At 48.0% G+C, this 21,590-nt stretch carries 15 protein-coding genes, 1 tRNA gene and 3 pseudogenes; 15 read left to right on the forward strand and 4 right to left on the reverse strand.

Translation table 11 applies throughout. From position 1 onward, the window contains the following. Positions 1-279: 279 nt before the first annotated feature. From AAKU61_RS14590 to AAKU61_RS14605, 4 genes and pseudogenes are all read left to right on the forward strand, one after another. A complete protein-coding gene (locus AAKU61_RS14590) occupies positions 280-5,508 on the forward strand; it encodes an RHS repeat-associated core domain-containing protein (RefSeq protein WP_354333363.1) in 5,229 nt (1,742 codons plus the stop codon). A gap of 14 nt (positions 5,509-5,522) precedes the next feature. Next, positions 5,523-6,128, forward strand: a complete 606-nt coding sequence (locus AAKU61_RS14595) for a hypothetical protein (protein ID WP_354333365.1) — start codon at positions 5,523-5,525, stop codon at positions 6,126-6,128. Positions 6,129-6,445: 317 nt separating this feature from the next. Beyond that, on the forward strand, positions 6,446-7,030 hold the full coding sequence (locus tag AAKU61_RS14600) for a hypothetical protein (protein ID WP_354333367.1): 585 nt from the start codon (positions 6,446-6,448) through the stop codon (positions 7,028-7,030). Between the two features lie 324 nt (positions 7,031-7,354). Further along, positions 7,355-7,465 (forward strand): annotated as a pseudogene (locus tag AAKU61_RS14605) (IS110 family transposase); the annotation flags it as partial. 164 nt (positions 7,466-7,629) lie between these two features. Here AAKU61_RS14605 and AAKU61_RS14610 read toward each other — a convergent pair. Next, positions 7,630-7,887 (reverse strand): annotated as a pseudogene (locus tag AAKU61_RS14610) (IS3 family transposase); the annotation flags it as partial. Between the two features lie 78 nt (positions 7,888-7,965). Here AAKU61_RS14610 and AAKU61_RS14615 point away from each other — a divergent pair. From AAKU61_RS14615 to AAKU61_RS14640, 6 genes and pseudogenes are all read left to right on the forward strand, one after another. Further along, positions 7,966-8,646, forward strand: a pseudogene (locus AAKU61_RS14615) (AAA family ATPase). Between the two features lie 20 nt (positions 8,647-8,666). Beyond that, positions 8,667-8,942, forward strand: coding sequence for a hypothetical protein (locus AAKU61_RS14620; RefSeq protein ID WP_354333369.1), 276 nt, complete (start codon positions 8,667-8,669; stop codon positions 8,940-8,942). A 777-nt stretch (positions 8,943-9,719) separates the two neighbouring features. Then, complete coding sequence (locus AAKU61_RS14625) at positions 9,720-10,013, forward strand: hypothetical protein (RefSeq protein ID WP_354333371.1); 294 nt, start codon at positions 9,720-9,722, stop codon at positions 10,011-10,013. Then, the gene (locus tag AAKU61_RS14630) at positions 10,010-10,909 is read left to right on the forward strand and encodes a site-specific integrase (protein ID WP_354333373.1); all 900 of its coding nucleotides are present in this window, start codon (positions 10,010-10,012) and stop codon (positions 10,907-10,909) included. Before AAKU61_RS14625 ends, AAKU61_RS14630 begins: the two co-directional genes overlap by 4 nt. A gap of 82 nt (positions 10,910-10,991) precedes the next feature. After that, entirely contained in the window at positions 10,992-11,201 is a 210-nt protein-coding gene (locus AAKU61_RS14635; protein WP_354333375.1) for a DUF4224 domain-containing protein, read from the forward strand. Then, positions 11,201-12,280 carry a tyrosine-type recombinase/integrase gene (locus AAKU61_RS14640; protein WP_354333377.1) on the forward strand — a complete coding sequence of 360 codons (1,080 nt, stop codon included), beginning with the start codon at positions 11,201-11,203 and terminating at the stop codon, positions 12,278-12,280. Before AAKU61_RS14635 ends, AAKU61_RS14640 begins: the two co-directional genes overlap by 1 nt. 99 nt (positions 12,281-12,379) lie before the next feature. Here AAKU61_RS14640 and AAKU61_RS14645 read toward each other — a convergent pair. Then, positions 12,380-12,455: transfer RNA gene (locus AAKU61_RS14645), tRNA-Phe, on the reverse strand. A gap of 162 nt (positions 12,456-12,617) precedes the next feature. Between AAKU61_RS14645 and AAKU61_RS14650 the strand changes: the two genes are divergently transcribed. The 5 genes from AAKU61_RS14650 (at position 12,618) to AAKU61_RS14670 (ending at position 17,464) form a co-directional block, all read left to right on the forward strand. Further along, the gene (locus tag AAKU61_RS14650; protein ID WP_354333379.1) at positions 12,618-13,859 is read left to right on the forward strand and encodes an FAD-dependent monooxygenase; all 1,242 of its coding nucleotides are present in this window, start codon (positions 12,618-12,620) and stop codon (positions 13,857-13,859) included. A 56-nt stretch (positions 13,860-13,915) separates the two neighbouring features. Next, on the forward strand, positions 13,916-14,626 hold the full coding sequence (locus AAKU61_RS14655; protein ID WP_354333381.1) for a DsbC family protein: 711 nt from the start codon (positions 13,916-13,918) through the stop codon (positions 14,624-14,626). A 19-nt stretch (positions 14,627-14,645) separates the two neighbouring features. Beyond that, positions 14,646-15,263: a nucleotidyltransferase family protein gene (locus tag AAKU61_RS14660; protein ID WP_354333383.1), complete on the forward strand. Its 618-nt coding sequence runs from the start codon at positions 14,646-14,648 to the stop codon at positions 15,261-15,263. Between the two features lie 233 nt (positions 15,264-15,496). Then, on the forward strand, positions 15,497-16,612 hold the full coding sequence (pyrC, locus tag AAKU61_RS14665) for a dihydroorotase (protein ID WP_354333385.1): 1,116 nt from the start codon (positions 15,497-15,499) through the stop codon (positions 16,610-16,612). Positions 16,613-16,645: 33 nt separating this feature from the next. Beyond that, a complete protein-coding gene (locus AAKU61_RS14670; RefSeq protein ID WP_354333386.1) occupies positions 16,646-17,464 on the forward strand; it encodes a DUF3025 domain-containing protein in 819 nt (272 codons plus the stop codon). A gap of 419 nt (positions 17,465-17,883) precedes the next feature. Here AAKU61_RS14670 and AAKU61_RS14675 read toward each other — a convergent pair whose 3' ends face one another. Next, positions 17,884-18,339, reverse strand: coding sequence for a DUF2147 domain-containing protein (locus AAKU61_RS14675; RefSeq protein ID WP_354333387.1), 456 nt, complete (start codon positions 18,337-18,339; stop codon positions 17,884-17,886). A 208-nt stretch (positions 18,340-18,547) separates the two neighbouring features. Continuing rightward, complete coding sequence (locus tag AAKU61_RS14680; RefSeq protein ID WP_354333389.1) at positions 18,548-21,373, reverse strand: valine--tRNA ligase; 2,826 nt, start codon at positions 21,371-21,373, stop codon at positions 18,548-18,550. Positions 21,374-21,590 lie beyond the last annotated feature (217 nt).

Here is a 21,590-nt window from a genome sequence, read left to right on the forward strand (position 1 = left end):
AAATAATGGGGAGTATAGGGTTTATCGCGTTACTTTTAGAGAAATGAAGTACAGCGAAAAATGTCTTTCTCATTGTAGTCATTCAACATCCCAATAAAAAAACATGGCGGATCGAAGGTGAACCTTGTCTCACTTCTCTGCAAGGGTTTATCTGAAACGTACCGGTCCGGATTGCCCTATATGCACTGGTTAATCAATCTCGTGAGCGGCATAACGTCAGACCGCCAACAAGATGTTGAGGCAGGCAATCAATACCAAGAAATAGTAAGGAATGAAGCAATGACACAAAAATTCAAACGTGTTGCAGCGCTATGCGCTTTGACGATCAGCGTAGCGCTCAGTATCGCCAGCAACTTGGCGCAAGCCTGTCCCGCCAATCCAGGCGGTGCCACGTGTGATAGTTCCGGCCCTGCCAGCACGGGCATCGGTGCAGGGATCAGTGTGGGTGCCGGCAATCCGATCAACGTCATCACCGGCAACAAATATCAGCGCGAAACCGACATGGCCGCCCTCCCAGGCGTACTTGGACTAGAAATTGTCCGTCACTACAATAGCGTCTTTAGCAGTCCTCATCACAGCATAGGGATTGTAGGACGAGGCTGGAAACTCAGCTACGAAACCGAACTCTACGCGATGAACCGGACCATCCAAATCATTCAGGCGGACGGTAGCCGCCTGATCTTCGACCGTGATGTCAAAGAGCCCTGCCAGTGTGCCAACAATAACCCCGCTGATGGCAGCATGCGCATCACTAAAACTCAGCGCGGCGAAGAATATATCTGGACCTGGAACAACGGTCGCCAGCTGTATTTCAATCGTCTGGGTAAGCTCGTCCAAATTGCCGCCCCGACAGGCGAAGTGGTACATCTCGACTACAACCCTAAAGGCGTACTCACTCAAGTCACCGATCCCCAAGGACGGCAACTAAAGCTCAACTACCTAGACCCCCAAGCAGCCCAGGCTGGCGACCGTTTCCGTGGCGTACAAAGCATCGATAGCCCGGTAGGCCGTTTTAACTATCGTTACGGCAGCGCGCTCCCTAAAGGCAGCATCACAGAAGCGCAACAATTACTCGCTAACCTGACCCAAGTCAGCATGCCTGGTAACGACGACAAAACAGGTAACAGCCACACACCGACCAACATAACCCGCACCTATCACTACGAAGACCCGCGCCGCCCAACCTACCTCACTGGCATCAGCGTTGCCGGCACTGGTAGCGACGGCAAGACGATGGCAATACGCATCGCCACTTACGGCTACGACATCAATGGCAAGGCTAACTACACCAGCGGCGCAGACAAGGTCAACCAAGTCAGCCTGGATACCAGTGTTGCCGGACAAACTACTCTTACCAATAGCCTCGGACAAAAGACGGTCTATAAACACGATATTATCGCCGGTGAGTTTCGCCTACTGGAAATACGTGGTGCTGGCTGTGCCACCTGCGGCGCCAGTAACCAGCGCTACCGCTACGACCAACAAGGGCGTCTGATCGAAACCATCCAGCTTAACGCACAAGGCCAAGCTTTACTCGGTAACAAAACCGACTTTGACGACCAGGGTCGTATCACCAAAATCAGCCAGATCAGCTACAACCCAACCAATGGCAAGGCTGATCCGGCCAAATGGCAAGTGCGCTACGAATACGGCGGCAACAACCCGCAACCAAGCGTCATTATTCGCCCTAGTGTCGTGCCCGGGCAAGAAATACAAACAAGAAATATCTACAACGACAAAGGCCAAGTGATCAGCGTCACGGAGAGTGGCTGGTCACCAGCACTAAGCAAACAAACATCTGCAACAGCGCTGGCACGCACGACAAACTATCGCTACACCACGATCAATGGCCGTAGCCTGCTGACGGAAATCGATGGGCCACTACCCAATGGCAAAACGGGAACTCCGATTGACTCTGACATAACTCGCGTCGAATGGGACAACCAAGGTAATGCAGTGACATCCTTGACTGCGCCAGGTAATTTCAAGAGCCTCATTCAATATGATCCAGTCGGCCGGATTGCTAAGGTTGTCAATGCAGAAGGCCACCAAACGAGCTTCACTTATAACGCCCGCAATCAATTAGTTGCCTCTGCCAGTGATGGTATTGCCCAAAGCACGCAATACGATGCGCTTGATAGACCGATAGAGATTGGTATCGGCGAAGGAAAATCCTATCAAGCGTTGATGCATAGGGGTTTCGACAAGTCCGGGCTTAATAGCTGGAGCGCTTCGCACTTAGGGATTCTTGAGCAAAATCGTTACGACACAGAAGGTAACTTGCTTGAAACAAGCACGCAATCAGGCAATATCAAACAAACCCAAGGCTACGCCTATGACGCTGTTGGTAGATTAATTGCGATCACTGACACCAGCGGCGCCCAGCGCAACATTAGCTGGAATGACCAAGATTTGCCCGACATGATGACCGATGCACTAGGTCGAGAGAAGCATTATCGCTACGACACAATGGGCAATCTGACACAAGTGATAGATGCAACCAACACTGCCCAAGCACATATGCAAAATACCACGATCCGTTTTGAGCACGATGCATTAGGGCAGATCAACACGGTGATCGCCCCCAATGGCGCTACCACCAATACGGTACGAGATGACTTTGGCCGCATCACCGCGATCATCAGTCCTGATAGCGGCACCGTCACCCGAACCTACGATGGCGCAGGCAAGATCATCGCCAGCACGGACGCCAGCGGCAACCGCGCCACATACGCCTACGACGTAGCAGGCCAACTCATACGGCAAACCGTCGTAGATGCAAACGCGACTGATCCGGCGAAAAAACAAACGATCACCGCCTGGCAATACGCCGGAACGCGTCTGGTCGGCGTCACACACCCCAATCAGACCGAACGTTACAGCCATGATGACCAAGGGCGGCTAGCAAGCAAGACGGTCATCCTCAAACTCGCCAATGGCACCCTGGCCACCAGCATCACCCGTTATAGTTACGACGCCCAAGGTCTGCTTGAATCTATCAGCCTGCCTGATGGAAGCACGCTCATTTACCAACGTAATGGTCAGCGTCAAGTCACCGGTATCCAGCGCAGCTTGATTAAGACTGCATGGCTGCGCTGGCTATTACCCGCCACCCCAATTGTCAACAATATTGAGCGTGACCTTGCTGGTCTGAAGTATTTCACCTACGGTAATGGTATAGAGGCCAGCTACCAGCGCAGCAGAGAAGGCGTGCTGGCCAGGATTGTCTATCGTCATCCCAACGCCAAACCAGAGAACACGACGACCAGCACCACTATGCATGCCTTACTAGGCATCACGCCCGCCTACGCAGCAGAAAAACAAACGACGGCAACACCCACAACATCCACGACACCCGCACTACCCGGCGCATTAGGCTTGGCAGCAGATCCGAAAGCGCTGATCGATCACCGCTATCTATGGGATGTGCAAGGCAATATGCTACTAAGCCAAAGCAAAAACGCCCTACGGAGCTATGCCTATGATGGGCAAGATCGCTTAATCGTCAGCAGCACCTCAAGCATCAGTCAAACCAAACCAAGCAAGGCAAGCGAACTAAGTAAGCAAGCGGTATCGGCTAGCTACGAGCGTTATTTCTACGACGGATCAGGCAACCGCTTGCTGGCCCAAGAAGGAATTACCGATCCAGCGGACACCACAAGCCATACCGTAAAAACCGCCTACATACCCAATACCAATCGCTGGCAGAGCGATAACCATACTGATGAGGCCAGCACGAACAGCAATGTTAAACAAGCACGCTACGACGCCAGCGGCCAACTCGAACATATTGGCCAACGCGAGTATGTCTGGGATGCCATGGGCAAACTGCTAGAGGTGCGGCAAGAAAATCGCACGTTAGCATCCTACTGCTACAACCACTTGGGCGAACGCATCAGCAAACAGGCAGCCAACACACAGACCAGCTATCTGTACGAAGGCCGCAAGCTAGTGGCAGAACTCAACGACAAAGGACAGATCACCCGCCAATACCTCTATCTGGCAGAGCAAGCCATTGCCCTGACCGATACGCCACAAGGGAGTGCACTCAGCCAAGCAGAAACCTCCCCAATGAGTCAAATGACGGCGGACATCGCCACCGCATGGCATGCCTGGTTCGACACAACAGATGCGATCGCCTATTTGCATAACAATCACCTGGGCGCGACCGAACTTGTGACCAATGAGCATGCCATACCTCTATGGCAAGCAGAGTACAGCCCTTATGGAAAGATCATTCAGGCAAGCACATTGATCCAGGCAGCGCATGCTGAGAATAAGACGACATTTGCATTTAATCTACGCCTGCCAGGCCAATACGAGGATATAGAAACAGGACTGTATTACAACGATCATCGCTATTACGACCCAAGCCGGGGTCAATACCTGACACCCGATCCGCTGGGACTCCGGGGCGGCATCAACAGCTATGCCTATGTCGCCAATAATCCGCTGAAATATATTGATCCATCGGGTCTGATTCTGTTTGCGTTTGATGGCACCGGGAATGATGAAAGTAATTCGGCAACCTTGTCGAATGTTGTCCGTTTTAAAAACCAATATCAAGACGGACAAGTCTATTACATAACTGGTCCAGGTACTAAAGACCCTACTACAGGAATAGAAAATCCCTGGTACAAGGGTGGTAACAAAGGCGATGTTGCGGAGGCGTTTACAGGGAAAGAGAGGATTGATGCGATGCTCAAGAATTTAAGAGATTATTCAGATTCCGTGGATGACAATACCGCCTTTAACATCGACATCACCGGCTTTAGTCGGGGTTCGGCAGAAGCACGTGACTTTGCCAATCAGATTGCGGCAAAGACGAATAGTAATGGTTGGTATAGTTATAAAGATCAAAATGAAAAAGACGCCTGTCAGAAAGTCAATTTCCGCTTTATGGGCTTATTTGACACAGTGTTGAGCACTCACACTGGCAGTTATCAACTACAAATTCCTGACGCTTTTAAATACGTTGTGCATGCCGTAGCGCTGAATGAATACAGGGGGAACGCGGTTTCTTTTCCGTCTGAGTCCATCTTAGGTAAATCTATGCCTAGCGGTACTACGCGTTTAGAGCGCGGTTTTTTAGGGGCGCATTCAGATATCGGTGGCGGTTTTCCTAACCAAGATCTGGCTAAAGTCGCGATGGTGTGGATGCTTGATCAGGCCAACGCAGCAGGAGTGAAAATGGGTAGTGACCCGTCAATAAACACGATCATCTCTAATCCAGTACTCCATGACAAGAGTAGCAATCTCTTATCGGGAGCGCCAGATGGTGGCCCCACTGCCACTAGTGAGGATCGTGACGTCCGTTACACTGACGGCACAACTGTCAAGCAACGCGATGCCACAACAGGCCTGATGACCTACGCCGACACAGTAAAGTACATCACCTATAAATCAAATCCAAATACCAGTGACTATATTTCAGGAACAGTCGATGCAAAGGCGTATTTGCAATGGCTGAATGATCACGGATACAAAATCAATATGACAGTAAATTAAAGGAAGGAAAATAGATGATGAAGAGGAAAGTTCTAATCGCCTTGGCCATGCTACCGTGGCTGGCTGCATGCGCACAAGCAGGTAAGCCTCAGACGGACAGAGAGTTGAAAGGTATGGGGATGGTCGTCGTATATAACTTAGCAGCAGATGCCTCTGAGAAGATTGGTGTAAAAGCACTCACTGACGCGGGAAATGAACTCTTTGGACCAGGGATTTTAAATCATCGTAATGGCGGTGAGAGTTCTAGTGGTGGTGGCAACATGTCATTCCCTCGCTGGGTTAGGGTTACTTGGCGAGACGGAGTAGACGATGCCAAAGGGCTTTATTGGACTACTGGAAAAGTCGTTGGCGACTACAAAGTGGAAGTCTTAAATCGCATACCTGAAGAGATCTTTAACTATGCAGCAGCAGCGCGCGGTCGTGCCATCGTCTTGCGATTTCGTCTCAAAGATAATGGCGTACTTTTGGCATGGGACGTTCAGGAAACCTTGCCGATTCCTGGATGTAAAGCTGGTGAGGTCGCATCTTGTACAGCGTTCCACTACACGATGCATGGTGGAGACTTCCTCGATGCAAAAATGTACAACGGTAAGCTTGTTGATCCTGGCTGGGAAAAGTAATCAGGCTTACTTTGCTAATACGTTTGAACTGAAGTCTTGTTCGGACTACCAAGGCAACCACTCAGCGGGAGCCTTCTAGTGACCCCGAAACGCTCAGTATTGATCGTAAAGTCCTCTATGCCCACGGTAGTCAAAGAACGCAAAGTCACGTCAGGCACGATGACCTGTACCGATACGATATCGTTTATTACCTAAAAGGCTAATCCCCTGGCCTACGACTACATCACGGGGACGGTCGATGCCAAAGGCTATATTCAATGGCTAAAGGCAAATGGCTACAACATCAACATGACCGTAAATTAAAGGAAGAGAAGCAGATGATGAAAAGAACAATTTTAGTTGCCTTAGCCTTGCTGCCTTTGCTGGCAGCATGCGCACAAGCAGGTAAGCCTCAGACGGACAGGGAGTTGAAAGGTATGGGGATGGTCGTCGTATATAACTTAGCAGCAGATGCCTCTGAGAAGGCTGGAGTACAAGCACTCAATGACGCAGGAAATGTACTATTTGGACCGTTGCTTCTGAATCATCAAAATGGCGGCGAAAGCTCAAGTGGTGGCGGCAATATGTCATTTCCACGCTGGGCGAGAGTCACTTGGCGTGAGGGAACTGATATACGTTCAGATTATAAAAACGGGGGTTGGATAGGAGGCAAATTGACTGGAGACTATACCATCGAGATACTTAGCCGTATCCCCGTCGAGGTCTTTAACTATGCAGCAGCAGCGCGCGGTCGTGCCATCGTCTTGCGATTTCGTCTCAAAGATAATGGCGTACTTTTGGCATGGGACGTGCGAGAAAGTAGCCTAAATGGGCAGGGATGGGTCTATAAAATGCATGGTGGAGACTTCCTCGATGCAAAAATGTACAACGGTAAACTTGTTGATCCTGGCTGGGAAAAGTAATCACGCTTACTTTGCTAATACGTTTGAATTGAAGTCTTGTTCGGACTACCAAGGCAACGACTCAGCGGGAGCCTTCTAGTGACCCTGAAACGCTCAGCATTGATCGTAAAGTCCTCTATGCCCACGGTACGGTAGTCAAAGAACGCAAAGTCATGTCAGGCACGATGACCTGTACCGATACGATATCGTTTATTACCTAAAAGGCTAATCCCCTGGCATACGACTACATCACGGGGTTCTAATGGAATGGACGCCCTCTTTCAAACGGCATCGATGTGCCAAAATGGGAGCGGCAACACCCCCTAAATGAAAGGAGCGTCCAAAATGATCATTACTACAATTGGAATCGATTTAGCTAAAAATGTATTTCAAATTCATGGCGTTGATGCGCATGGAAATGCCGTGCTTCGAAAGAAACTAGATCGGTCTAAGATGGCGGCGAGAGTTTGTCGCGGAAATACATCCGCCTTATTTTGGCTAACATGCCCACGGTGATCACTCCATGTCTCCCTGCTCATTTGTTAAGCAGGCAATTCAATCACGTGGCTCAGTTTTGGATGAAATTTATTCTAAAAAGTGGCTTAGTTTAGGGTGATCGTCAACACCTTACTGGTCCCAGCCATGCAACGATTGTGGCTTAGGTAATGCTCAACAGCCGCCTTTTTCTGATCGTTTGAATACTTCGACTTCGAGCGCACATAGCCTTCCGGCAAATCGCAACATCGTTCGAGTTCACGATACCAGCTCTTCAGGACATTCTTTGTCGGGTAGCCCAACTGTTGGATGGTCGCCGCGATGCGCTTCCCAAGTTTGACGTAGAGTCTAACCGCGCGAATGCGGTCTTCGTATGAATACATGAACTACCTCCAAGTAGTCCAAGTTTTTGTCCGCACCCCCGGTGGGTCAGTTTTAAATGCAAATCAACAGCGACGCGGATGAAAGACGTTGAAGCAGTAGAAAGGCTAGGCGGAACTGTTCCAACAGGCTTACTTCTGTTTGGCCAGCCGGGTACAGGCAAAACGGAAACCGCCCGTTCCCTTGCAAAGGAGACTGATTTCGCATTTCTCAGTACCTCCGGCAATGATCTGATGAACGATGCAAAAGAAATCGATCGTATTTTAAAAGAAGCACGAGATATACGTCCTTGTATCATTTTTATCGATTAAGCCGACGATATCCTTGCCAATCGCAAGGGATCCAACGTGACATCGGTGACCAACAAACTGCTTACTGCAATGGATGGCGCCGGTGGAAAAATTAAGGACATCGTCTATATTGCCGCCACCAACCATCCCGACCATATTGACCCAGCGGCATTGAGGGGAGGGCATTTCACAGAAAAATTGTTCTTCCCGCTACCCGATCAAATCGGATTAACTAATTTCATTCAACAATGGCTTCAAGAAAGCAAGGCAGCATTTACGGATGTTGCCAACCCTGAAAGCATTGCCGGCATAATTGGTAGTGAGGTGTCCATTGCCGACGCCGCGGCCATTTTGCAGGAAGCGGTAAATCATATGATCGGGCGAAGTCGTGGAGACGGAATCGCGAACGTCACGCCACAGGATGTGCTCGAGGCGAAGAGCACCATTCTGGGATCGATTGAAAACGACTAAATCAAAATGAAGGAATGGTGATGAACAAGAAAACACAAGAAAACAAACGGCGTGCCAAGGCCAAGCCGAATGCTGCAAGCAGTACTGCCAAAGCAGGGCCGGCAACCAAAAATGTCATTGATGCTCGAAGGCCGAAGTGTGTGCATCAAGAGGACGTGCCTCGCTATGAATCGGACGAGGGGCCAATCGACCTGGAATATTTTGAGGGGATGAAGGAACGGGCACAGTCACAGATGCCGGAGGGGGAAATTGTGTTTGGCAAGTCCTTGGTGGAGTTAAAAAAGAGTAAAGAGTGAGCTGGACAGTGCTGAGTTCAAATATATAAATACAAAAATGAAGATTTTTTGATATGAGACGAATCCAATATTGCGGAACGCTGCTCTGTACCATTCCCAATCCTATGCGGCGCTGCTACCAGCTTCAGAAAGGCACTAGTTTCGCCCAACACAGCCGCCCAATTCTGCGCCCAATATGTTCAATATTTAGTGCAAAAAACCACTTTGGATATTGTTTTTAGGAATTTAAGGTGGCACAATGAAATCGTTGTGAAGTAGTACTTGCATTTTAGAATGCATTATCGAGCAAGAAAACTTTTTAAGTTAAGCTTGCCTCCCCATCGAGGGATTCTTGTTTTAAAACGACATTGTCGTATCGTTGCAGTTTTTGTTGTACACATCACTCTAGGATGCAATTCACTAAAAATTGTACTCCCATCCCTTTTTTTTGGGGATATCAGTAGCTGGCCGTGCTTTCTAGCTGGGCGTGGCTATATCTTCTTGAGATCTGATCGTAGAAACGTGCTCAAAAAATATTTGAGCATCGATTTTTTACGTTCTGCTTTTTTCTCTCAGTAAATTCACTCATTTATCTCCCTTTTTTTATCTTCGTAGGAAGTCATTTTTCCATTTCTCTTTTTTTGAAAATCATTTGGCAGATGAGTCCGTGCCGCTCAATTATCTTGAGGAAAAGGGGCCAGTCGCGCATGTTTTCGCGCGCCGATCATATGATTAATAAAAAACTTGATCGTTGATCTTACAAAATTTTTATTGGGTAGCGATTCTTTGGAGATAGTAATGAGCATAAAAAAATTGAACCGAGAGGAAGCTCAGCGTGACGTCGATGCACTTTGCGAGCGAGATAAAAATAAAAGAGAAGTGAGAGACTTTAAGGATAGAGACCTCATTGAACATTTGGCCCAAATATTATTATGGGCAAGAGCAGAACGTAGCTCAAAAAGAAAGGTCGCCCGACTAATAAAACAAAATTTCAAGCTAATAGTCTCATCTGAAAAAGTATACAGATTTGTCAAAAAACATAACGACGACGTCTGGCCACATCAACGTGTAAAAAATGAGGAGCAATCATGACCAGCTTTCGTCCAACGGCTGAACAGTCAAAAACTGTTGTCGTAAAAATTGTTAAGCATGGAAATTCTCGCTTCAACAGAAAATTAGTTGGTGACAAAACTCCCTGTATCAGTTCAATTTTGACTGAAAAAAAATATATGGGATGCGTCAAAATATTTTATGACTGGTGCAAGAAAAGTGGCGTTCCATTTGTAAACATTGACAGTGACGTTGTGGGGACATTCTTGGCTTCGAGAGTAGGCAGTTGCGTACAAAAAACTATTGATGGCTATAGGCAATCTCTGGCGTTAGTTTTTAATCTTGAAGTTGAATATGTGGTTAGTACAAAAGACTCTTTGTTGGTGCCAAGGGCATACCGAACGTCTCAAATAGATTGCCTTTTAGATGTGGCATCTGACGAATTATCGTTTGCGATACGGCTTGCAGCGGCAGCTGGATTGCGATCGATCGAACTCGACACAATTGCTTTGCCAAGTGAGGTTTATGAGGATAAACGAGAATGGTTAACGGAGCGTTTTGAAGGAATGGGACTGGGAAGTAGATATGTCGTTATCGGAAAAGGTGGGCTGAAAAGAAGCATTCACGTTCCCAATGACATTGCAGTTGAGTTGGAACAATTCCGCCTCGCATTACCAATAAAAAAAACGCAACGCGGAGTCCATTACATTAAAAGATATTCCATAGTTGGTGGACATAGTTTTTCTCAACGATTTTCACGACTTTCTTTTTCCATTTTTGGATGGTCGACAGGTGGGCATGGACTTCGACACACTTACGCGCAAAACAGAATTATAGATCTGCAAAAAATAGGGTTTACATGGAATGACGGCTTGAAAATTGTGAGCCAGGAACTTGGGCATTTTTCAACGACAAATACCTTAACCTACATGCGTTAGCCCCCTTGCTAAAACCGATTTGTGATTTAGCATTAGTTGAAATGCCGATGAGTTCGCTCATAAACTTTTTTAGAGAAAAATCATGGAATCTATTTTTTTGAATGAAGAGGAAGTATTTGACTTGACTGGGTTTAAAACAAAGTCAAAGCAGGTGCGGCATTTGGCGAGAATCGGGATGATTTTTTATCTGTCAGCGCACGGCGTGCCAAAAATACCGCGCTCTGTTTTTGAGCCTTCATCCAAGTGCGAACCCGTGATCGAAAAGTCACGCTGGAAACCGAAGGTAAAATGATGGCCAGAGTCCGAGAAATTAATAAGGATCTACCGCCGATGATGCGGCGTCGGAAACAACGCAGCGGAAAAATTTTCTACTATTTTGACACTGGAAAAAAGCCTCGTCATGAAGTTCCATTAGGATCCAATTATGTTGAGGCGGTTCGAAAGTGGTCACATCTTTATCAACCTGACATTGATGAATTTGAAATAAAAAAAATCACACTTCAGGATGCATGGCAGCGATATTCAAAAAATGAGCTACATAAAAGAGCATCGAATACTCAGCGAGATTACGTCCGTCATTCCAGGAATCTGTTGAAATTTTTTGAAAGTGCGCCATTGGATGAAATAGAGCCGAAGCATGTCGCGCAATATTTGCAATGGAGATGTGATGCTCCGATTCAGGCCAATCGTGAAAAGGCCTTGTTCAGTACGTTATTTAATCATTGTAGAAGTTGGGGCTTGACTTCCAGTCCCAATCCCTGTGCTGGCGTGAAAGGGCATAAGGAGATAGGAAGGTCAAATTATGTGGAGGATGAAATTTTCTTTTTTGTGATGGAAAATGCAGACCCAATTTTGAAAAGTTTCATGAAGTTGCTATACCTGACTGGCCAGAGGTCGCAAGATATTTTTGCCATGAGTCCGCAGCATATAGACGTTTCTATCATTCAAATCGTCCAGGGTAAAACCGGGCAGAAGATCCGTATGAACTTGAGTGACGAGAATGGAAAGTTATTTGAACTTGGAGAGTTGACCAATAAGTTACTTCTTCATCGGGAGAAAACACAGGCAAAAAATCATTTTCTGCTTGTTGATGAAAAAGGCGAGGAAGTGACGGCGTCTGCAATTGGTCAACGGTTTCGGCGGTTAAGGAAAAAGTTGGTGTCGCAATTGATTTTAGGAGGACAATCCGAAATGGCGGGGCGGGTGGCTGGATATCAGCTGAGGGATTTGCGTGCGAAGGCCGGAACAGATACTGCCGATGCGAGTGGGGATATCAGAACAGCACAGAAACAGCTTGGACACAAAAACTTGTCAATGACGGAGCATTACATTAAAAAAAGACGTGGTGATCGTGTTAATCCGACAAGGTAATAATTTTAGAAAATTGAAGAATGAAATGGAAATTGCGGAGCAAGCCAAGAATTGCGGAGCAAAAAAAACGGCTCACATTGCTGTGAGCCGCATATTCCTTGGTGGCCCGGGGCGGAATCGAACCACCGACACAAGGATTTTCAATCCTCTGCTCTACCGACTGAGCTACCAGGCCAAGACGAAGAATTATAGTGACCTGTCTGGCATTACGCAAGCTTTTTATGAAAAATATTGCCTGTCTTTGGCGGTTTGGCTTTCATTGCGTCAATCAGCTCTCAACTTAGCCTGCCGTATAATAGGGCGATTATTTTCCTTGGTTGGAAGGTCTAAAACAGCTATGTCCATAGAATCAAATCACAGCGATGTATGTATTATTGGGAGCGGTGCTGTTGGTAAAGCGGCTGCTTTGGCCTTGTCTCAGTTGGGCTTGCGGGTGAGTTTGCTGTGCGCTCAGGCTACATCTTCTGTGCCGCCAAAGGCGATTTTAAAATCAGATTCTGCAGATGGTATTAATCATTGGGACGTCAGAGTTTATGCGTTGAATCATGTTGCCCATGATTTGCTTGATGGGTTAAAAGTTTGGGCTGCGCTTGATCAAGAGCGTGTGGCGCAGGTTGATGCAATGCAGATTTTTGGTGGTAGTGCTGTTGCGGATGGCAAGCTGGGGTTTGATGCTTATGGCGCGCATGTTGATGAATTGGCGTGGATTGTTGAGGATAAAAATCTCAATCAGGCTCTCGATAATGCCTTGAAATTCGCACAAAATTTAACGCAGGTTGTGGGTCGTGCTTCGCGGCTTGATGTGACTGAACGCTTTGCCTCTGTTGAGTTAGAAAATGGTACGCACTTAACGACCTCCCTGCTGATCGGCGCTGATGGTGGACAGTCTTGGGTGCGCGGGCAAGCGGAAATTGGCCAGGACTATCGTTCCTATGGACAGCAAGGCGTGGTTACTAATTTTGCTTGTGAAAAACCGCACAGAGACGTTGCACATCAATGGTTTTTAGAAGAACTTGGTATTATTGCCTTGTTGCCGTTGCCCGGACAGCGAGTTTCGCTTGTGTGGTCCGCTCCTGATAGTCTGGCCGCTCAAATTTTAAATGAGCCTTTAGCTGCATTGGCCGATAGGTTGGCGCCATTTTGTGGTTCTCTGCTTGGTAAATTAACACCGCTTGAGCCGCAAAATTGCAAGGCATTTCCGTTAAGTTTGGTACGGCCGCATTCTATGATCGCGCCGAGGCTGGCATTGATTGGTGATGCTGCTCACGTGGTGCATCCGATGGCGGGTCAAGGCATGAATTTAGGTTTTGGTGATGTCGCTGCTCTGCTCAAGTTATTGACGCAGTCAGATTCCGGTCGTGATTCGCCTCGTGATTGCGGTGATGCCCGCTTATTACGGCGTTATCAGCGGGCGCGACGCGAAGAAGTCTTGATGATGCAATTGATGACGGACAATTTGTCCCGCTTATTTGCTACCAATGTGACACCGCTTCGGATTGCGCGTAACTTGGGATTGAACTTGCTCGATCGTTTGCCTGTCTTAAAAAGAAAACTAATTTCTCACGCAATGGGACGCTGATTGTTGTGCGCCTTTTTTATAGATTGATATTCAATATGTTACGTATGAAGATAAGTATGAAGAAAGTAGTTGCTGCTTTATTGTTAATGCCGATTGCCTTCGCGGTTGCAGAAACCAAGGACGAGCTAGCAGTCAGAAAATTGGTTGTGCCGCGTTTAGGGCCTGGGGCCAAAGTAGATTCTGTTACCAAAACCCCCTATGCAGGTTTGTTTGAAGTACGTATTGGTAGCGATATTATTTATACTGATCAAAAAGCCGAATATTTGTTTTTTGGTGATGTTGTAGATGCCCGTACCTCCAACAATTACACCAAAGCGCGGGTAGAAGATTTAAGCCGCGTGAAGTTTTCGGATCTGCCATTGGAATCTGCTGCCAAGATGGTAAAAGGTGATGGCAAACGTGTAATTGCTATCTTTGAAGATCCGAATTGTGGTTATTGCAAACGCTTCCGCCAGACTTTGCAAGGCGTGAATAATGTGACGGTTTATACTTTTATGTATAACATTTTGTCCGAAGATTCTAGCGTCAAATCCAAAAATATCTGGTGTTCTGCCGATCGCAACAAGGCGTGGGATGAGTGGATGTTAAATGGTAAAGCAGCGCCAGCTGCGGCTGAAAACTGCATGACGCCAAATGAAAAAATTCTTGAGCTAGGTAAAAAAATGCGTGTCACTGGCACACCAACTATTATCTTTAGCGACGGCACCCGTATCCCTGGTGCAGTTGATGCTAAAGGTCTGGAAGCAAAATTCGCCAGTATTAAATAAACCACTCAAAAAACACACAATGACCAGCACTGCAAGCCACGAACAAGACTGGCGTGGCTTGCTGCTCGCTGCCGGTAAAGGGAGCCGTTTTGATCCCGCTGGCAATCAGAACAAGCTCTTGCAATTCACGTCCAACGGTCAACTTGTTGCTGAAAACAGTGCCCGCAATTTACTCGCGGTACTACCCGATAGCTTAGCGATACTCTCCGCAACAAGTTCTACCGACACTCTAGAGTTACTCTCTTCTACCTTACAAAAAACTGGCTGTATGCTAACCGTATGCCCTAATGCAGAGCAGGGAATGGCTGCGTCATTAGTACATGGATTACAGCAAAGTGCAGATTATGCCGGCTGGATCATTGCCCTAGCTGACATGCCTTATGTAAAGCCAGATTCAATCAAAAAATTACTTCATACAATGCAAGCTGGTGCCGACATTGGCGTCTTGGTTTATCAAGGTCAACGCGGTAATCCGGTCGGATTTTCCAGAAAATATTTAGATCAGTTATTAGCTTTAAGCGGCGATCAAGGGGCGCGCAAATTGTTGCAGCAACATCTGGTGACAGAGATCGCGGTAGATGATCCTGGCATATTGCATGATATTGATGTGCCAGAAGACTTGGCGAAACCGATATAAATCCAGTGTAAGTAGGGCTCGAATATTGAATAAATATATGGAGAAATATAGCTAGGTCTTGAAGCTATTTTTCCATAAAATCAATATACTCCCCATTAAATTATTAAAAAAATGGGGCTACTTGTCCAAGCTTTATATGGACAATTAAAATATACATAGATGGAGTATATTTGATTCGCTGTGGAATGGCGCAAAAAAGGTAAAATGGCGGCGTCGATTACAAGCGAGCCGCCATGCCTACTCAAACCACTTCAGCTGTACCAACATCTCCACAAGACTTCACTACTGAGCTCACCTCCGGGCTCACCTCCCAGCTCACTATCACGCGGCCTGACGACTGGCACTTGCATTTGCGCGATGGCGCAGCGCTTGCCAGCGTCTTGCCGCATACAGCTGCGCAGTTTGCTCGTGCGATAGTGATGCCTAATCTCAAGCCACCGGTCACCACAACTGAACAGGCGGGCAGTTACCGTGAGCGGATTTTGGCAGCCTTGCCAGCAGGGATGAGTTTTGAACCATTGATGACGCTGTACCTGACCAACAACACGCCGCCAGATGAAATCCGTCGTGCAAAAGATAGTGGGTTCGTCCATGCAGTGAAGTTGTATCCGGCTGGTGCCACCACCAATTCAGATGCCGGCGTCACCGATCTGAGCAAATGCTATAAAACGCTGGAAGTCATGCAAGAAGTCGGCATGCCGTTTTTAGTGCATGGAGAAGTGACTGATCCAGAAATCGATTTATTTGATCGTGAAGCGGTTTTCATCGACCGAGTGATGCTTCCGCTACGCCGCGACATGCCAGAGCTGAAAGTCGTTTTTGAACATATCACCACCAGCGAGGCGGCGCAGTATGTTGCCAGCGCCGAGGGTCCGATTGCAGCAACGATTACCGCCCATCATTTGCTGTACAACCGCAATGAGATTTTTAAAGGTGGCATTCGTCCGCACTATTATTGCTTGCCTGTGTTGAAGCGCGAAACGCATCGCCTTGCTTTACTCAAAGCGGCCACATCGGGTAGCCCGCGCTTCTTCCTCGGTACGGATTCTGCACCCCATCCAAAAGGTTTAAAAGAGCATGCCTGCGGTTGCGCCGGTTGTTACACCGCCTTGCACGCGATGGAGCTGTATGCCCAAGCCTTCGACCAGGTGGGTGCGCTGGATCAGCTGGAAGCCTTTGCCAGTTTAAATGGTCCCGATTTTTACCAGTTGCCGCGTAACACAGGCACGATTACTCTCAAGCGTGAGAGCTGGACCATGCCGACCGAATTGCCATTTGTCGACACCAGTATCGTGCCGCTCAATGCGGGTGAAACCTTAGCCTGGAAGATGTTTGCTACCCAGCCATAAGCAGGGCGGCTGAGTATCAACATAGGCACAAGCATGAACACATTTTTCTCCAGCATCGATTGGACGCAAGCCTGGTATGCCTCAGTCAGACCAGCGGCGCAAGAGTTGCTGATGTCGGATGACTGGCGCAGCCATATCAATACCTGCGCGCAAAAAAAAGATGTGCGCAATCAGCGGCAGCAAGCAATCCGTTTTGTTGCACAAGACGCGCTGCCGGATGGCGCCGCATATGAGACCTTTATCAGTACGACAGGACAAGTACCAACGCGAGAAAATCTGCATGATTTTTTTAATGCCTTGGTATGGCTGACTTTCCCCAAAATAAAACAGCAATTAAATGCTTTGCAAGCTGCACAGATTGCCCAACACGGCATAGGGAAATCGCGCGGAGCAGCACGCGATGCCGCCACGATTTTTGATGAAAATTCTGCCTTGCTAGTGGTAGAGAATTCTGTCGATGGCGACGGTTTAATCGCGGCATTGCGGGCGCATCAGTGGCAGCAGGCATTTATTCATTATCGGCCGATGTTTGGTCAACAAGCCGAGGTATGGGCATTTGGTCATGCGCTGATGGAGAAGTTGGTGCAGCCGTATAAAGCCATTACGGCGCATGCGTATGTGGTGCGGGTTGAACCCGATTTTTTTACTTTGGACGCTGATGCTAAGCGTGATGTTCTGGATCAGTTGGTTGCGCAGGGCTTGGCTAGTTTGAGTTTATCTACCTCTGATTACACGCCATTGCCTGTGTTGGGTTTGCCTGGATGGTGGGTGGTGCAGGATGAGGTTTTTTATGCTGATACGCAGGTGTTTCGGGCTAAGAGGGTACCGCAATTAGCTCCTTCAGAAATATAAAGAACTCGGTCATCAATCAGTGATGCACATTGCTTTGCGTGCAAACCGTGTCGTTTGTTTTGGATTGCTGGCCGGTGGTAGACCGGTGGCTAGTTAGCTTTTTTGCTTCGCCAAAAAAGCTAACCCAAAAAAGGCGACCGCACCGTCGCTGCCCTTCGGGTTCCCGTTAGTGCAAGGCAAAAAATGGGAAGTGTCCACAACTCGCTTCGCTCAGACAAGGACACTTCTTTTCCCATTTTCTGCCTTGCACAAATGGCAGCGCCAAAGCGGAATTCAGATCAAAAGCTGATTCAAAACCAAAACCAAAACCAAAACCAAAACCAAAACCAAAACCAAAACCAAAACTAAAACTAAAACTAAAACTAAATAATGTTGCAGCGACTCACAGGTCGCGGTGACCAGTGAGTCACAGTGCTAAATTATTGCTCCCGTAACCAAACCTGCGAACGTCCGAACCAAGGTGTACCGATATAGCCGCGCACATTGAGTTTCTTGTTGTTATCTGTCACGGTTAATTTGCTGCGGTATAGCTTACCGTTGGCGGGGTCTAAGATACGGCCGCCGGTGTATTCATCGCCGTCTTTTTTTAGACCCGACAAAATCGTCATGCCGATCACAGCTTGATCTTTGTTGACGCCCTCACACTTGTCGCATTTTGGATTGGCGTCGGCACCGGGTTCCAGAAAAAGTTTTTCTATTTTGCCTTGCAGTTCGCCGCCACTCTCGACGATGCGTATCAGTGCTTTGGGTTTTCCTGATTGATCATCAATACTTTTCCACAGACCCACGGGCGTCGATTCTTGTGCAAGCGCGAATGAACTGATGGAGGCTATCAAGATAGACAGCGACAGGGTGAGGAATCTTTTTGTTTGCATGGTGTCTCCGTTATTAAAGTTTTTAGCTTTAGGACTGACTCAAAACTGTCTTAGTTGCGTTGCAGCATCTAGTCGGTACAATTTTGCTTTAGCTCTAAACTTGTTATTAGATTGCTGACAGAAATTGTACGTGGCGTTGATTTCGCCACGTACTTAATTTTTAGAGCATCTACTTTAATAAAGAGAAAACACCACAATCGCCTAGTGTTTAGGCTGCCGGTAACTTGGCAAACTGCTCGCGCAATTTATCTAGTGTGGCTGAGAAGTTGGCCATTCTTTCTTTCTCTTGCTCAACCACTTGTGCTGGCGCACGTGCAACAAAACTTTCGTTACCCAGCTTGGCTTGCGCCTTGCTGATTTCTGTATCGAGTTTGCCGATTTCTTTGCTTAAACGTTCGCGCTCTGCTGCCACATCGATTTCAACTTTTAGCATCAGTTTAGAGGTGCCAACGACCGATGTTGGCGCTGGGGAATCTGGTAGAGCATCTACTACCAGTACCTCGGACAACTTTGCCAGCGCTTGCAGATACGGTGCGAAGGATTCCAGACGTGCTTTCTCTTTCGCATCGTTTGCTTGTAATAGCAGTGGCACACGCAGCGCCGGTGATAATTGCATTTCACCACGCAGATTGCGACAGGCATCGGTCAATAACTTCAGCGCGGTCATCCATTCTTCGGCAACGGTGTCGATGTTGGCGGTGTTCACCAAAGGATAAGGCTGGCGCATGATGGAATCGCCAGCTGGATCTAAGGTCTTGCCTGCCAGCGGCGCGACGGTTTGCCATAAGGCTTCTGTCACAAACGGGATCACCGGATGTGCCAGACGCAGTATCACTTCCAGCACGCGCAATAAAGTGCGACGGGTTGCACGTTGCTGCGCTGGTGTGCCTTGCTGTACTTGCACCTTGGCGACTTCCAGATACCAGTCGCAATATTCATCCCATACAAACTTATAAATGGCCGAGGCAATATTGTCGAAGCGATAGTCCGTAAAGCCTTTTTCTATTTCGGCCTCGGCGTGTTGCAAAGTGGAGATGATCCATTTATCCGCTGGCGAATAATCCAGATCTGCGTCCGTCACCGTAGCGGCAAAACCGCAATCATGACCCTCGGTATTCATCAGCACAAAGCGGGTTGCGTTCCACAATTTATTGCAAAAATTACGATAGCCTTCGCAGCGACCGAGGTCGAAATTAATATTGCGACCAAGTGATGCATAGCTCGCCATCGTAAAGCGCAAGGCGTCTGTGCCATACGCCGGAACACCATCGGCAAACTCTTTGCGCGTGGCTTTTTCAATCGCGGTTGCCTGCTTAGGATTCATCAAGCCAATCGTGCGTTTAGCGACCAGATCATCCACGCTGATGCCATCGATCAAATCAATCGGATCGAGCGTATTGCCTTTGGATTTGGACATCTTCTGGCCGCTAGAATCCCGCACCAGACCATGTACATAGACCGTGTGGAAAGGCACCTTCCCGGTGAAGTGCGCCGTCATCATGACCATGCGCGCTACCCAGAAAAAGATAATGTCAAAGCCAGTCACCAACACCGACGATGGCAAGAACATTTCCATGTCTTTAGTTTCTTCCGGCCAGCCCATGGTGGAAAACGGCACCAGCGCAGAGGAGAACCAAGTGTCCAATACGTCGTCATCACGCTTTAACGCGCCAGTGTAACCAGCCGCATCTGCTTTGGCTTTGGCCTCTTCGTCATTACGTGCCACGAAGATTTCGCCATTGTCACCGTACCACGCTGGTATTTGATGACCCCACCAGAGCTGACGTGAGATACACCAGTCCTGGATGTTGTTCAGCCATTGGTTGTAAGTCGTGCTCCAGTTTTCCGGTACAAACTTGATTTCACCATTCGCAACTTTTTCTAGCGCGACTTCGGCGATGGATTTGCCCGGGAAATGCGTGCCTTCTGGTGCGGCTTTGCTCATCGCCATAAACCACTGGTCGGTCAGCATCGGCTCGATCACGACATTGGTCCGGTCGCCACGCGGCACCATTAGTTTGTGCGGTTTAACGGATTCTAATAAGCCTTGCGCGTCGAGGTCGGCGACGATTTGTTTGCGGGCGACAAATCTATCCATGCCTTGATAAGGCGCTGATCCGTTCTCGTTGATTTTTGCATCTAGTGTAAGTACGCTGATCAATTCCAGTTTGTGACGCTGACCAACCGCATAATCGTTAAAGTCATGCGCAGGCGTGATCTTCACGCAGCCTGTGCCAAACTCTTTATCAACATACTCGTCGGCGATAACGGGAATTTCTCTATCCGTTAGTGGCAGTTTTAACATTTTGCCGACCAAATGGATATACCGCTCATCCGTGGGATCAACCGCGACTGCAACGTCGCCCAGCAAGGTTTCTGGACGCGTAGTCGCTACCGTCAAATGACCACTGCCATCCGCAAACGGATAGCGGATATGCCACATAAAGCCGTCTTCTTCTTCCGACACAACTTCCAGATCGGACACAGCAGTACCCAACACCGGGTCCCAGTTGACCAGACGCTTACCACGATAGATCAGACCCTGTTCTACCAGTTTGACAAATACTTCAGTGACGACTTTGGAGCGCGGTGCATCCATCGTGAAGTATTCGCGTTGCCAATCGGCGGAAGCACCCATGCGGCGCATTTGGCCGGTGATGGTGGAGCCGGATTTTTCTTTCCACTCCCAGACTTTTTCTAAAAATTTTTCACGCCCTAAATCATGACGTGAAATTTTTTGTGCATCGAGCTGGCGTTCCACCACGATTTGGGTCGCGATACCGGCGTGGTCGGTGCCTGGTATCCAGGCCGTGTTGTGGCCGCGCATACGGTAGTAACGCGTCAGTCCATCCATAATCGTTTGATTGAATGCATGTCCCATGTGCAGTGTGCCGGTGACGTTAGGCGGCGGCAGCTGGATGCTGAAAGAGGGTTTGCTGGCGTCGGTGCTGGCGGCGAAATATCCGCGCTTTTCCCACTCTGTGCGCCAAAATGCTTCGATGTCGGCGGGCTCAAATGACTTGGCTAATTCCATGATGTGATCTAGGTTTGGTTGGTTTGCTCAATCCTTGATTATAAGGGACAGCCGTATCAAATCTAAAATATGCTGCATAAGATATGCTGCATAAAATCGGCTCGATTTCGGATATTCTTTTTTTGCCCGCTAAATGCGCTTGGATTGAAGCAGACAATCGCTGGCTACCAGTTAGCTTTAGATTAGGGTTAATAAAGTGTGGGATGTACTGATGGAA

This window comes from Undibacterium sp. GrIS 1.2 (assembly GCF_040544435.1).
Taxonomy (GTDB): Bacteria; Pseudomonadota; Gammaproteobacteria; order Burkholderiales; family Burkholderiaceae_D; genus Undibacterium.

Bases quoted from the DNA above. Each gene is read 5' to 3' on its own strand.
- AAKU61_RS14590 (WP_354333363.1), top strand. From the start codon at position 280: ATGACACAAAAATTCAAACGTGTTGCAGCGCTATGCGCTTTGACGATC.
- AAKU61_RS14595 (WP_354333365.1), top strand. From the start codon at position 5,523: ATGATGAAGAGGAAAGTTCTAATCGCCTTGGCCATGCTACCGTGGCTG.
- AAKU61_RS14600 (WP_354333367.1), top strand. From the start codon at position 6,446: ATGATGAAAAGAACAATTTTAGTTGCCTTAGCCTTGCTGCCTTTGCTG.
- AAKU61_RS14620 (WP_354333369.1), top strand. From the start codon at position 8,667: ATGAACAAGAAAACACAAGAAAACAAACGGCGTGCCAAGGCCAAGCCG.
- AAKU61_RS14625 (WP_354333371.1), top strand. From the start codon at position 9,720: ATGAGCATAAAAAAATTGAACCGAGAGGAAGCTCAGCGTGACGTCGAT.
- AAKU61_RS14630 (WP_354333373.1), top strand. From the start codon at position 10,010: ATGACCAGCTTTCGTCCAACGGCTGAACAGTCAAAAACTGTTGTCGTA.
- AAKU61_RS14635 (WP_354333375.1), top strand. From the start codon at position 10,992: ATGGAATCTATTTTTTTGAATGAAGAGGAAGTATTTGACTTGACTGGG.
- AAKU61_RS14640 (WP_354333377.1), top strand. From the start codon at position 11,201: ATGGCCAGAGTCCGAGAAATTAATAAGGATCTACCGCCGATGATGCGG.
- AAKU61_RS14650 (WP_354333379.1), top strand. From the start codon at position 12,618: ATGTCCATAGAATCAAATCACAGCGATGTATGTATTATTGGGAGCGGT.
- AAKU61_RS14655 (WP_354333381.1), top strand. From the start codon at position 13,916: ATGAAGAAAGTAGTTGCTGCTTTATTGTTAATGCCGATTGCCTTCGCG.
- AAKU61_RS14660 (WP_354333383.1), top strand. From the start codon at position 14,646: ATGACCAGCACTGCAAGCCACGAACAAGACTGGCGTGGCTTGCTGCTC.
- pyrC (WP_354333385.1), top strand. From the start codon at position 15,497: ATGCCTACTCAAACCACTTCAGCTGTACCAACATCTCCACAAGACTTC.
- AAKU61_RS14670 (WP_354333386.1), top strand. From the start codon at position 16,646: ATGAACACATTTTTCTCCAGCATCGATTGGACGCAAGCCTGGTATGCC.
- AAKU61_RS14675 (WP_354333387.1), bottom strand. From the start codon at position 18,339: ATGCAAACAAAAAGATTCCTCACCCTGTCGCTGTCTATCTTGATAGCC.
- AAKU61_RS14680 (WP_354333389.1), bottom strand. From the start codon at position 21,373: ATGGAATTAGCCAAGTCATTTGAGCCCGCCGACATCGAAGCATTTTGG.